Raw genomic sequence first — 12,419 nt, 5'->3', positions numbered from 1 at the left:
TGATATCGCGATATCATGCGGACACTGGTAGATATTCCCGACGACGATATCGAATGGCTCGACCAAAGGGCGAGCCAAGAAGGCAAGTCGCGCGCGGCCGTCTTGCGGGAAGCGGTGTCGAGCTATCGCGCGGAAGCCAGCAAGGACTGGATCGCACGCGGTGCGGGGTATTGGAAGCATCGGCGGGACATCGGCGACGCCGTCGAGTATCAGAGCGCGATGCGCGAAGACCGCGACCCCGCCTGAGCCGTGGCCGACCCGTTCTTCGATACCAATATATTGATCGACTGGCTGTTCGACCGGCCACAGGCGATCAGTGAACTGGGACGATACCGCAAGCATCGTATCAGCCGGATCGTCTGGACCGAGTTGCTGGCCGGCGAGCCGCCCGAGAGTCGGCGGGAAGTACAATCGCTGCTTCACGCATTCGAAGTCGTTGAGATCGACCAGCGGATTGCCCAGGCGGCCGCCGATATCCGTCATCGCACCAAGATGAAGTTGTTCGACGCCTTCATTCTCGCGACCGCTCAGGTCAACGGCGCGATCCTCGTTACTCGAAACACCAAGGATTTCCCCGCAGCGATGCCGGGCATCCGCGTTCCCTACACTTTGTAAGAAAGCGTCCTAACCATGTGCGGAATCATCGGAATTGTCGGCAAGGATCAGGTCGCGGACCGGTTGGTCGAGGGACTGCGGCGGATGGAGTATCGCGGCTATGATTCCGCCGGCGTGTGCACCGTGCAGGACGGCCGGCTTATCCGCCGCCGCGCCGAGGGGAAGCTGGCCAATCTGGTCGCGGTGCTCGCCGCCGATCCGGCACCCGGGCATACAGGGATCGCGCATACACGCTGGGCGACGCATGGCGCGCCGACTACCTCGAACGCACACCCGCACGCGACCGGCGAGGTGGCGCTGGTCCACAACGGCATCATCGAGAATTTCAAGCCGTTGCGCGAAGCACTCCAGAGGCGCGGGCGGGTGTTCGAGAGCGAAACCGATACCGAGGTCGTGGCCCACCTGGTCAGCGAGCGCGTCGAGGCCGGCGCATCGCCCGCCGACGCGGTGAAGGCGGTACTCCCCGAACTGCGCGGCGCCTTCGCGCTGGCGATCGCGTTCCGCCAGCATGATGACTTGCTGATCGGCGCGCGGCTCGGGTCGCCGCTGGTGGTGGGATATGGCGACGGCGAGACCTATCTCGGCTCGGACGCGCTGGCGCTGGCCGGGCTGACCCAGCGGATCGCCTATCTCGACGAGGGCGATTGGGTGGTCATCACTCGCGACGGTGCGCAGATTTTCGACGCGGAGAACAACGTCGTCGAGCGCGAGATCGTGCTGTCGGGCGCGACCGGTGCGATGATCGAAAAGGGCAATTACCGCCACTTCATGCAGAAGGAGATATTCGAGCAGCCGATCGTGGTCGCCCAAACACTGCGCTCGTATCTGCGCGGGGTCGAGCAGACCGTCGCGCTGCCGCAGATGGACTTCGACTTGTCGGCGGTCAAGCGCATCACGATCGTCGCGTGCGGCACCAGTTTCTACGCCGGAATGGTCGCCAAATATTGGCTCGAGACGTTCGCGCGGATGCCGGTCGACATCGATGTCGCATCCGAGTTCCGCTACCGCGACCCGGTGCTCGAAGAGGGCGGGCTGGCCCTGTTCATCAGCCAGTCGGGCGAGACCGCGGACACACTCGCGGCGCTGCGCCACGCCAAGAAAGCGGGACAGAAGATCGCCGTGGTGGTCAACGTGCCGACCAGCACGATGGCGCGCGAGGCCGACCTGCTGCTCCCGACGCATGCCGGGCCGGAGATCGGCGTCGCCTCGACCAAGGCGTTTTCATGCCAGCTTGCGGTGCTCGCCGCACTCGCCGCGCATTTGGCGGTAGTGAAAGGCAAAATGACTCGCGAGGAAGAGATCGAGGTGGTGCATCACCTGGTCGAGGCACCCGCCGCGCTCAACGCCGCGCTCGACCATGACGAGGAAATCGCCGCGATGGCGCCGCTGATCGCCCCGGCGCGCGACGTGCTCTATCTCGGGCGCGGACCGGATTATCCGCTCGCACTCGAAGGCGCGCTGAAGCTCAAGGAAATCAGCTATATCCATGCCGAAGGGTATGCGGCTGGCGAGATGAAACACGGGCCGATCGCGCTGATCGACGAGAATGTGCCGGTGATCGTCATCGCGCCGTCGGGACCGCTGTTCGAAAAGACCGTCAGCAACATGCAGGAGACGCAGGCGCGTGGCGGCAAGATCGTGCTGATCTCCGACGCCGAGGGGCTGGCCGAAGCCGGCGAAAATTGCCTCGCAACGATCGAGATGCCGAAAGTCCACCCGCTGATCGCGCCGTTGGTCTATGCCGTGCCGGTGCAATTGCTCGCCTATCATGTCGCGGTGGCGAAGGGGACCGATGTCGACCAGCCGCGTAACTTAGCGAAGAGCGTGACGGTCGAGTGACCGCGCTCGCGCACACGTTCAAGGCCAACCCGCACTGGCTACCACGCGCGCCCAAGGATGCGCTCGCGCATATTCCGGGCGACAACGGCCTGCCCATCGTCGGCAACACGCTGCGCATGCTGCGCGACCCCGTGCGGTTCGGCACGCGGATGGTCGAGCGGTTCGGGCCGGTCTATCGCAACCGCTCGTTCGGCGAGACCAATATCGCCTTGCTCGGGCCCGAGGCCAACGAACTGGTTCTGTTCGACCGCGACAAGCTCTTTTCGTCCGAACAGGGCTGGGGGCCGCTGCTCAACCTGCTGTTCCCGCGCGGGCTAATGCTGATGGATTTCGATCATCACCGCGCCGACCGCAAGGTGATGTCGGTGGCGTTCAAGCCCGAACCGATGCGGCATTACGCGACGCAACTCGACGCCGGTATCGCCGCGCAGGTGGCGAGCTGGGGCGGGCGCCAGATGCGGTTCTACGACGCGATCAAAAAGCTCACGCTCGATCTCGCCGCGACGAGCTTTCTCGGCGTCGAGCTCGGCGCCGAGGCCAGCCGGATCAACCAGGCATTCGTCGACGAGGTGCAGGCCAGTATCGCGCCGATCCGCGTGCCTTTGCCCGGGACGATGATGCGCAAAGGCGTCCGGGCGCGCGCCTATTTGATCGACTGGTTCGAGCGCGAAATCCCCGACCGTCGGCACGGTGCCAAGGGCGGCAACGGCGAGGATTTCTTCTCGCAATTCTGCCGCGCGACCGATGACGACGGCCAGCCGCTCTCCGCCGCGGCGATCGCCGATCACATGAACTTCCTGATGATGGCGGCGCACGACACGATCACGTCGTCGGCGACGACATTGGTGATGCTGCTCGCGCGCAATCCCGATTGGCAGGAGAAATTGCGCGCGGAGATCGCGACGCTCGATTCGCAGGTTCCGTTCGCCGAACAACTCGATCGCCTGGTCCTGACCGAATACGCCTTCAAGGAAGCGTTGCGGCTGATGCCGCCGGTGCCGTCGTTGCCGCGCCGCGCGCTTCGCGATTTCGAATTCGGCGGATATCGGATTCCCGCCGGCACGCAGGTCGGGATCGGGATCACCTGGACGCACAACATGCCCGATATCTGGCCCGAGCCCACGCGGTTCGACCCGCTGCGCTTCACGCCCGAGGCGTCGAGGGGCCGCCACCGTTTCGCCTGGGTGCCGTTCGGCGGTGGCGCGCACATGTGCATCGGGCTGCATTTCGCGACGATGCAGATGAAGCTGCTGATGGCGAATTTGCTGTCGCGCTACCGGATCGAGGCCGACCCGAGCAGCGGCGCGGCGTGGCAATTCTTCCCGATCCCGCGACCGAAGGACGGGCTGCCGGTGCGGTTCGTGCCGCTCAGCTGACCCGCGCGATGATTTCGGCGTAGATATCGGTCAGCGTTTCGAGGTCGGCGAGCGCCACGGCTTCGTCGGTCTTGTGCATCGTCGCGTTGACCAGCCCGAACTCGACCGTCGGGCACAGTTGCGACAGGAACCGCGCGTCGCTGGTCCCACCGGTGGTCGAAAAGGCGGCAGCCACCCCGGTGACCGCGTCGATCGCGTCCGACACCAGATCCGATAACGGCCCCGGCTCCGTCAGGAACGCCTCGCCCGAAATGCGCGCGATCACCGTCGCCTCGGGGGCGTGGAGCGCGACGGTGCGCTCGATCAGTGCGACCAGATCCTCGCCGCGCTGCTCGTCGTTGAAGCGGATCGACAGCCGCGCCGACGCCTTGGCGGGGATGACGTTGGTCGCGGGATTGCCCACCGTCACGTCGGTCACTTCGATGTTCGACGGCTGGAACCAGCCGTTGCCCTGATCGAGTGCGATGGCATCGATCGCCGCCAGCGCCGCGACCAATTTGGGAATCGGATTGTCGGCGAGGTGCGGGTAGGCGACGTGGCCCTGCTTGCCCGGCACGTCGATCCAGATGTTGACCGACCCGCGCCGGCCGATTTTTATGGTGTCGCCGAGCCGCTGGTCGGACGTCGGTTCGCCGACCAGACAGAAATCGGGCTTGAGCCCACGCTCGGTCATGCGGTCGATGATCGCGCGCGTGCCGTAGGTCGCGGGGCCTTCCTCGTCGCCGGTGATGAGCAGGCTGAGCGTCGGCCCCTCCACGCGCGCCGCCGCCGCGGCAAACGCCGCGATCGCGCCCTTCATGTCGACCGCACCGCGCCCGTGGAGCAGGTCGCCGCGTACTTCGGGCGCGAACGCGCCGCTGCTCCAGCCGTCACCGGGCGGCACTACGTCGAGGTGCCCCGCGAACGCCAGGTGCGGTCCCGTCCCTCGGCGCAGTGCAATCATGTTCTCGACCGGGCCGTCAGGCTCCTCGCCCACCACAAAGCGGTCGATCTCGAACCCAATCACGCTCAGCGTCTGCGCGAGCACGTCGAACACCGCACCCCGCGCCGGTGTGACGCTTTCGGCAGCGATCAACGCCTTGGTCAGATCGACGACTTGGGGCAAGATGCGCTCCTGGCAAACCGCAATGGGGGACGCATTGCCCAAGCTCGATCTCGATACAATCCCGCAGACCAACAAGACCGGCTATCCGCCCGAACATGCCGGGGTGGTGAAGGAGCGCTGGTACCGCCGATTGGCCCCCGCCGGGGGGATTGGCGATTTCGGGTTCAGCCATGTCACGCTCAAGCCCGGCGCCTGGTCGGCGCAACGCCACTGGCACGAGGGTGAGGACGAAGCGGTGATCATGATCGCGGGCGAGGGGGTGCTGGTCGATAACGATGGCGAGCACGTCATGCGCGCGGGCGACATCGCGGCGTTCCCGAAGGGAGACGGAAACGGCCACGTGCTCCAAAACCGGTCGGACACGGATTGCGTGTTCGTTGCGATCGGCGGGACGGGAGTCAGCGACTGCCACTATCCCGACATCGACATGCACCTCTACGCCGGGGTCGGCGAGCAACGCCGCAAGGACGGCAGCCGGTTTTAGGCGGCCTCGGGTTGCTCGAACTTCTCGATCACCCATTCCTCTTCCTGCGCGGCAGCGATCCAGTCCTGCATGAACGAGTGGTTGAGCACTGCCTCGACGTACGGCACGGCGAAGCGCGCGACGGGGAGCTGGTATGTCACGATCCGCGTGCACACCGGCGCGAACATGATGTCGGCCGCGCCGAAATCGCCGAACAGGAAAGCCCCATCGCCGCCGAACCGCGCGCGCGCCTGCGCCCAGATTTCCATCAGCCGCGACAGTTCCTCGAGCACGTCGTCGTCGGGGCGTTGCGCCGGATAGACCTGACGGATGTTCATCGTGTGCTTGGCGCGCAGATTCTGGAAGCCCGAGTGCATCTCCGCCGCCATCGACCGCGCCATCGCGCGCGCGGCGTCGTCGGTCGGCCAGAACTTGGTGTTGCCGGTTTTGTCGTTGAGGAAATCGACGATCGCGAGGCTATCCCACACCACCACGTCGCCGTCCCACAGGATCGGCACCTTGCCCGACGACGGCGCGAACTCGTCGCCCTGGCGCCGCTTGTCCCAATCGTCGTCGTACAGCGGGACGACGACTTCCTCGAACGGCAGCCCCGACTGCTTGACCGCGAGCCAGCCGCGCAGCGACCACGACGAATAGGCCTTGTTGCCGATGATGAGCTTGAGCATGACCGCGGGCGTAGTGGCGATCACGCCGGCGGGCAACCGGCGCGTCGGTCGATCGCAGCGCCAGCCGAATTATTTCGGCGCGGGCTTGTCCTTGCGGCGGTCGCCGACGCGGCGCTCCGGACCGGGAAAATCCGGGTCCTCGCCTTGCCGCCGGTCCGTGCCGCCGCGTTTGTCCGCGGGCTTCTTCGCATCCTCGTCCATCGCTGGTCCCCTGAAATGCAGGGACGGTCATGCCATAGATTTGGTTAACGCGCGCTACCTAAATTGCTGATCGCGATCAGTAAAAGTGGCGAGGGCTTCAGAGCGTCGGGTTGATCAGGTATTTCTCGCCCGTCGCCTTGCGCTGCCAGCCGCGGATCGTGTCGGGCTCGATCGCCTGCGCGAGCGATATTTCGGAGGTGTAGCTGCTCGCGAACGTGGTGAGGATTTCGTCGGCGACGCGCTGGCGCAGTTTTTGCACACCCTCTTGCCCGATCTTCATCAGGAACGGGGTGAGCAGGAACCCCCCGACACCCCAGGCGAAGCCCATGTTGGGCGCGAGCGTGGTCGGCGACAGGTCGAGGCGGCCGTAGATGTAGACCTGCTTGTGCACCGGTGAGCCGTAGCCGCCGGTCGGCGGCGTCTTCCTGACCAGCGCCGCTTCCATCGCGCCGAGGATGTGCCCGGCGAGCGGTCCGCCGCCGACCGCGTCGAACGCGATCGTCGCGCCGGTTTCGAACAGCACGTCGGCCAGGTGCGCGCGGAAATCGGACTTGGACGAGTCGACGACATATTTCGCGCCGATATCGGTCAGGATTTTCGCCTGCTCGTCGTTGCGGACGATATTCACGAGGGTCACGCCGTCGGCGATGCACACCTTGTTGAGCATTTGCCCGAGGTTGGACGCGGCGGCGGTGTGGACGAGCGCGGTGTGACCCTCCAGCTTCATCGTCTCGACCATGCCGAGCGCGGTCAGCGGGTTGACGAAGGCGGACGCGCCCTGCGCCGGGGTCACGCCGTCGGCATAGGGCAGCACGGAGGCTGCGGGCACCTTGCGGTACTGCGTATACATCGCGCCGCCGAGCACGCCGACGGTCTTGCCGATCAGATGCTCCGCACCGTCACCCGCCGCGACCACGACGCCCGCGCCTTCGTTGCCGGCCGGGAGCGACGCGCCGTTACGCGCGGCGACCATGCCCGCCATCGCCTCGGGGATCGCCGCAGTGGTGACGCCGCCGCTGCTCGCCAGGGTCGAGAGGTCGGCGGGACCGAGCAACAGCGGCTGGTCGGAAGGGTTGATCGGCGCGGCTTCGATCCGGACGAGCACTTCGCCCGGGCCGGGGGTGGGGACCGCGACATCCTGCAGCGACAGTTCGAGCTTGCCGTCGGCGATCAGCGATCGCAGCTCGCGCATCGTGGCCGGTACCGTCATCGTGCCTCTCCCCAAATCGATTGCGTGTTGCAACCGATCTAGCCGGGTCGGCGATGGGGAGCAATCGGGCTTAGTTGACGCCCCACAGATCGGCGCTGCTGTTGCGGATCGCGTCGCCGAAGCTCGCGAGGTAATGGCCGAACGCGCGCGTATATTCACCGTCGAGGAACATCAGGTCCCCGACCACCGCGGCGAACAGCCCGAACAGAATGAAAAACCGCATGCCACGTGTCCCGCGCGCACCTCTGCGCTAGGGTAGGAATAGCGCTGCGGCGTTACCAACGCATTAAGAGCGAGGGACGGCGCGCCCTACCGGCTCCCGACGGGTTGCCCGTTCGCGGTCCATTGCGGCGTGAAATCGCCGTCGGCCAACGTCCGGATCGGCGCGACCAGCGAATTGATCGCTGCGGTCATGTACGCGATATCGAGATTCTCCACCGTGTCGGTCGGCTGGTGATAGGTCGGCCCGACCCACCCCGACAGCGTGTGCGCGACGATTCCCTTGAGCGCGAGCGAGTAATTGTCGGAACGCTCGAAGAAGTGCTGCTCCGGGTACGGATCGGGCGCGACCAGCGCGCCGTTGGCCTTGAGCATCGCGAACAGCGTCGACCGCTCGGCGCCGGTCACCATCAGCGCGCCCTTGGGCAGCTTGGCGTCCTGCGCGCCGATCATCTCGAGCTCGATATTGGCGACGATACGGTCGAGCGCGATCGGCGGATGCTGGCCGAACCAGGTCGAGCCGAGCCCGCCCAGTTCCTCGCTGCCATAAGCGACGAACAGGATGCTGCGCTTGGCCGGCTTCATCTTCGCAAAGGCGCGTGCGAGCTCGATTACCGCGACGGTGCCCGATGCGTCGTCGTTGGCGCCGGGCATCACCGTCCCGTCGGGCCGCACGCCGAGATGGTCGAGATGCGCGGAGAGCAGGATGACACCCGCCTTGGGATCGGTGCCGGGCAGATAGGCGATCGCGTTGGTCGTGACGCCCTTCTCGGACGCGAACGGCACGTCGAGCGATACGCTGCTGCCGGGCTTGATCCGCGCCAGCGCGTCGGCCGGCAGCGTCGCCAGCGCCACGCCCGACCAAGCGCCGCCACCCTCGAGCGTCGTGCGCAGCTGCGGCTTGCCGCCGCTCGCGGCGAGGTAGCGGCGCATCGCGTCGCTCTCGGCGGTCAGGATCAGACGGGCCTTGCCGCGCGCGGCGCGGCGCACCTGCGACAGGCGGTCGGGCGCGCCGGTATAGACCAGCACGGCGGCGTCGGGGATGCCGCTCTCGGTTCCGTCGATGATCGCGGTCTTGCCTTCGACGATCCCGCCGTCGGTCGTCACGACGCCGACTCCCGGCAGGGCGACGCCGTCGACCGTGAGCGTCGGCGTGCCCGCAGCGGTGCGGCGCACGATCGGCGCGATCTCGAGATAGCCGTCCATCCCCGGGGCGGGCTTGAGCCCCGCCGCCTTGAATTGCACCGCGACCCAGTCGGCGGCGCGCGCTTCGTCGGCGGTTCCGCTGCCCCGCCCGCGCATCTCGGGACCCGCCAGCGCGCGCTCGGCGGCGAGCACGTCGGCGCTGCTGATCGGCGCGGCCACACGATCGCGCGATGCTGCCGCCGTCAGCGGCAGCGCCGCCAATGTCGCCGCGAGAAGGATGCGCTTCATTCGGAAAAACTCCCTTGTTCGCCCGACTCTTACGACCGCGCCGCGCGAAAGCTAGCCGGCGATCGCCTCGATCACCGCGGCGCGCAGCTCGGCGATGCCGGTCCCGGTCTCGCTCGACGTCGCGATGATCTCGGGATGAGCGGCGGGACGCTTGCGCGCTTCCTCGGCGGTACGCACGGCGACATCGGTCAGCTCGGTCGGCTTGATCTTGTCGGCCTTGGTCAGGACGAGGCGATAGCTCACCGCCGCCTTGTCGAGCATGTCCATGATCTGGCGGTCGACGTCCTTGAGGCCGTGCCGCGCATCGACCAGCACCAGCGTCCGCTTGAGCACGTCGCGCCCGCGAAGGAAGTCGTTGACCAGGAAGCGCCACTTCTTGACGACGTCCTTGGGCGCCTTGGCGAAGCCGTAACCCGGCATGTCGACCAGCCGGAATGCCAGTGGCTCGCCCACGTCGAAGAAGTTGAGCTCCTGCGTCCGCCCTGGCGTGTTCGACGTGCGCGCGAGGCTGTTGCGGTTGGTCAGCGCGTTCAAGAGCGACGACTTGCCGACGTTCGAACGCCCCGCGAATGCCACCTCGGGCACGTCGGCGCCGGGGAGATGTTCGAGCTTCGGCGCGGACTTGAGGAACGCGATCGGTCCCGCGAACACCTTCCGCGCGGCTTCGATCGCGTCCTCGTCGAAGTCGCTCACCCTATTTGACCACCGGCTGCTTGAGCGCCGGGTGCCGTGCATAGAGCACCTTCTGCTGCAGCACGGTCAGCAAGTTGCTGGTGATCCAGTAGACCTGCAGGCCGACCGCGAACGGCGCCATCACGAACATCAGCACCCACGGCATCAGCGCGAAGACCTGCTTCTGCGCCTCGTCCATTGGCGCGGGGTTCATGCGGAACTGCAGCCACATCGAAATCCCGAGCAGGATCGGGACCACGCCAATCGCGATCCAGTGCGGCGGCACGAAATCGAGCAGTCCGAACAGGTTGATCGGGGTCAGCGGGTCGGGCGCGGACAAATCCTTGATCCACGCGACGAACGGCTGGTGCCGCATTTCGATCGTCAGCATCAGCACCTTGTACAGGGAGTACATGATCGGGATCTGGATCAGCGTCGGCAGGCACCCCGCCAGCGGATTGACCTTCTCCGTCTTGTACAGCTTCATGATCTCCTGCTGCTGGCGCTGCTTGTCGTCCTTGTAGCGTTCCTGCAGCGCCTTCATCTTGGGCTGGATCGCGCGCATCGACGCCATCGACGCGAACTGGCGCTGCGCGATCGGGAAAATGAGGCCGCGGATCGTGACGGTCAGCAGCATGATCGCCACGCCGAAATTGCCGACCATGCGGAACAGCCAGTCGAGATAGTAGAAGATCGGTTTTTCGATGATGCGGAACCAGCCCCAGTCGATCGCGTAATCGAGCATCGGTGCGAAGTGGTTGTCCGAATAATGGTCGATCATCCGCACTTCCTTCGCCCCGGCGAAGAAGCGGCTGGTCTGGGTCAGTGCCTTGCCGGGTGCGAGCGATGTCGCGGCGCGCGCGTAATCGGCGGCATAACCCTGGCCAGTCGGCGCGGTGAACTGACCGGCGAAGCTCGATGCCTGATCGGGGACCAGCGCGGTCAGCCAGTATTTATCGGTAAAACCGAGCCAGCCGCCATTGGTCGTGAAGGGCTTGGAGGCGGCGACGTCCTTCCAGTTGAGATTGTAATCAGCCTTTTTGTCATGGACCGACATCGGCCCGATCTGGATCGTCCAGCTGTCGAGATCCTTCGATTGCTGCGCGCGGCCGATCAATCCCGTCGTCGCCACGCTGACCGGCGCGCCGCTCTTGTTCACCACCGTCTGGCGGATCGTGAACATATACTGGTCGTCGACCGACAGCTCGATCCCGAACACCTGACCCTGACCGTTGGCGGCGGTCAGCGTCACCGGCTTGCCGGGGGCGAGCAGGTCGCCGCTCGCCTGCCACACGGTGTCGGTGCTCGGCGGCTTCAGGCCATTATCCTGCCACCCGAACTGCGCATAATAAGCATCGGCCGTGCCGACCGGCGACAGCAGACGGATCGCCGGCGAATTCTTGGCGATCGTTTCCTTGTAATCGCTCAGCACGAGGTCATCGATCCGTGCACCCCTCAGGTTGATCGAACCCTTCAGCGTCGGCGTGTCGATCGCGACGCGCTGTCCGGCGCTTTCGCCCAGCACGGCCTTCAGGTCGCGAGTCTTCGCTGGCGTGCTGGGGGAGGGCGCCGTCGTGTTGGGCACGACCTTGGTCTTGCCGCCCTCGATCCTCGTCACCGGCGGGTTGGCGGGCGGGAACAGCCGTCCCGCGATCACCGGCCAGCCGAACAGGATCAGCGCCGCGATCACCGCGAAGGTGATGAAATTGCGATTGTCGTTGCTCACGTAGGGGAAACCTTATCGATGATCAGGGAACGGGGTCGGGCCCGAACCCGCCCCAGGGATGGCACCGCCCGATCCGCTTGATCGCCAGCCACCCGCCCTTGAGCGGCCCATAGCGGCGAAGCGCGGTGATTGCATAGGCGGAACATGACGGCTGATACCGGCACGACGGCGGCAGAATCGCGGACGGGCCAATCTGCCAGAAGCGCACGAGCCTGATCAGCAGCCAAGTGAAGAAGCGGCCGATCATCGCGCGACCTTCGCCAGCGCCTTGGTGAGATCGACGCGCAACTGCGCGAAATCGCGGGTCAGGCCGCCGCTGCGCCCGATCAGGACATGATCCGCGCCCGCCACGCCGCTCACCGGCAGCACGTCGCGGACAAGCGCGCGAAAGCGCCGCTTGATGCGATTGCGCACCACGGCGTTCCCGATTTTCTTGGTGACCGTATAGCCGACGCGCATCGTCGCATCGCCGTCATCGCGCGCCTTCACGAGCAGCACGAAGGCCGGCATCGGAGCGCGCTTGCCGCTGTTAGCCGCCAGGAAATCGCGGCGTTTTGTCAACGTCGTCAGGACGACGTTGGAAACGGCACCAGCCCGCTCCCCCACCCGGCCTCCCATAGGGTACAATGACTGGGAGGCCGGGTGGGGGAGCGGGCTGGTGCCGCCATCCTGCGAAGCAGGATCAGACGTTACGCCGACAGCTTCTTGCGGCCGCGCGCCCGGCGTGCACGGAGCACGTTGCGCCCGCCCACCGTCGCCGTCCGCGCGCGGAAGCCGTGCCGGCGCGCCCGCACCAGGTTGCTCGGCTGAAAAGTCCGCTTCATCGCTCATTCCCTGATCGTCTGAATAGAAAAGGGCCGCCACGCAGGCGGC

At 66.1% G+C, this 12,419-nt stretch carries 16 protein-coding genes; 5 read left to right on the top strand and 11 right to left on the bottom strand.

The features are described from left to right. Positions 1 to 15: 15 nt before the first annotated feature. From E7773_RS12700 to E7773_RS12685, 4 genes are read left to right on the top strand one after another with little or no spacing between them, the layout of a single operon-like run. The gene (locus E7773_RS12700) at positions 16 to 246 is read left to right on the top strand and encodes a ribbon-helix-helix protein, CopG family (RefSeq protein ID WP_293991852.1); all 231 of its coding nucleotides are present in this window, start codon (positions 16 to 18) and stop codon (positions 244 to 246) included. 3 nt (positions 247 to 249) lie between these two features. Next, complete coding sequence (locus E7773_RS12695; RefSeq protein WP_293991849.1) at positions 250 to 615, top strand: type II toxin-antitoxin system VapC family toxin; 366 nt, start codon at positions 250 to 252, stop codon at positions 613 to 615. A gap of 15 nt (positions 616 to 630) precedes the next feature. Further along, entirely contained in the window at positions 631 to 2,454 is a 1,824-nt protein-coding gene (gene glmS / locus E7773_RS12690; protein ID WP_293991847.1) for a glutamine--fructose-6-phosphate transaminase (isomerizing), read from the top strand. After that, positions 2,451 to 3,830, top strand: coding sequence for a cytochrome P450 (locus tag E7773_RS12685; RefSeq protein WP_293991844.1), 1,380 nt, complete (start codon positions 2,451 to 2,453; stop codon positions 3,828 to 3,830). The genes glmS and E7773_RS12685 overlap by 4 nt, the downstream gene beginning before the upstream one ends. Here the strand turns inward: E7773_RS12685 and dapE are convergent. Then, positions 3,823 to 4,935, bottom strand: a complete 1,113-nt coding sequence (dapE, locus tag E7773_RS12680) for a succinyl-diaminopimelate desuccinylase (RefSeq protein WP_293991842.1) — start codon at positions 4,933 to 4,935, stop codon at positions 3,823 to 3,825. The genes E7773_RS12685 and dapE overlap by 8 nt on opposite strands. A 34-nt stretch (positions 4,936 to 4,969) precedes the next feature. Between dapE and E7773_RS12675 the strand changes: the two genes are divergently transcribed. Beyond that, complete coding sequence (locus E7773_RS12675) at positions 4,970 to 5,419, top strand: cupin domain-containing protein (protein WP_293992304.1); 450 nt, start codon at positions 4,970 to 4,972, stop codon at positions 5,417 to 5,419. On the opposite strand, the gene E7773_RS12670 is transcribed toward E7773_RS12675, so the two are convergent. The 10 genes from E7773_RS12670 to rpmH all read right to left on the bottom strand — a co-directional run bounded on the left by E7773_RS12670 (position 5,416) and on the right by rpmH (position 12,370). After that, positions 5,416 to 6,084, bottom strand: coding sequence for a glutathione S-transferase family protein (locus E7773_RS12670; protein ID WP_293991839.1), 669 nt, complete (start codon positions 6,082 to 6,084; stop codon positions 5,416 to 5,418). The genes E7773_RS12675 and E7773_RS12670 overlap by 4 nt on opposite strands. Before the next feature lie 69 nt (positions 6,085 to 6,153). Beyond that, complete coding sequence (locus tag E7773_RS12665) at positions 6,154 to 6,285, bottom strand: hypothetical protein (protein WP_293991837.1); 132 nt, start codon at positions 6,283 to 6,285, stop codon at positions 6,154 to 6,156. A 97-nt stretch (positions 6,286 to 6,382) separates the two neighbouring features. Continuing rightward, entirely contained in the window at positions 6,383 to 7,495 is a 1,113-nt protein-coding gene (locus tag E7773_RS12660; RefSeq protein WP_293991835.1) for a zinc-binding dehydrogenase, read from the bottom strand. Between the two features lie 70 nt (positions 7,496 to 7,565). After that, positions 7,566 to 7,718 (bottom strand): hypothetical protein, encoded by a 153-nt coding sequence (locus E7773_RS12655; RefSeq protein WP_293991833.1) that lies wholly within the window; start codon positions 7,716 to 7,718, stop codon positions 7,566 to 7,568. Positions 7,719 to 7,804: 86 nt separating this feature from the next. Further along, on the bottom strand, positions 7,805 to 9,148 hold the full coding sequence (locus E7773_RS12650) for a M28 family peptidase (RefSeq protein WP_293991830.1): 1,344 nt from the start codon (positions 9,146 to 9,148) through the stop codon (positions 7,805 to 7,807). A 51-nt stretch (positions 9,149 to 9,199) separates the two neighbouring features. Further along, the gene (gene yihA, locus E7773_RS12645) at positions 9,200 to 9,841 is read right to left on the bottom strand and encodes a ribosome biogenesis GTP-binding protein YihA/YsxC (protein WP_293991827.1); all 642 of its coding nucleotides are present in this window, start codon (positions 9,839 to 9,841) and stop codon (positions 9,200 to 9,202) included. Between the two features lies 1 nt (position 9,842). Further along, positions 9,843 to 11,546 carry a membrane protein insertase YidC gene (yidC, locus tag E7773_RS12640; RefSeq protein WP_293991824.1) on the bottom strand — a complete coding sequence of 568 codons (1,704 nt, stop codon included), beginning with the start codon at positions 11,544 to 11,546 and terminating at the stop codon, positions 9,843 to 9,845. Between the two features lie 22 nt (positions 11,547 to 11,568). Beyond that, complete coding sequence (yidD, locus tag E7773_RS12635; RefSeq protein WP_293991822.1) at positions 11,569 to 11,793, bottom strand: membrane protein insertion efficiency factor YidD; 225 nt, start codon at positions 11,791 to 11,793, stop codon at positions 11,569 to 11,571. Continuing rightward, entirely contained in the window at positions 11,790 to 12,152 is a 363-nt protein-coding gene (gene rnpA / locus E7773_RS12630) for a ribonuclease P protein component (protein ID WP_293991820.1), read from the bottom strand. Before rnpA ends, yidD begins: the two co-directional genes overlap by 4 nt. Before the next feature lie 83 nt (positions 12,153 to 12,235). Next, positions 12,236 to 12,370 carry a 50S ribosomal protein L34 gene (gene rpmH / locus E7773_RS12625; protein ID WP_225008303.1) on the bottom strand — a complete coding sequence of 45 codons (135 nt, stop codon included), beginning with the start codon at positions 12,368 to 12,370 and terminating at the stop codon, positions 12,236 to 12,238. Between the last annotated feature and the right edge of the window lie 49 nt (positions 12,371 to 12,419).

The sequence above is a fragment of the Sphingomonas sp. genome, assembly GCF_004799495.1.
In the GTDB taxonomy this organism is placed as follows: Bacteria; Pseudomonadota; Alphaproteobacteria; order Sphingomonadales; family Sphingomonadaceae; genus Sphingomonas.
Note: the sequence above shows the minus strand (reverse complement) of the source record. Positions and strands in the feature narration are given on the sequence as shown.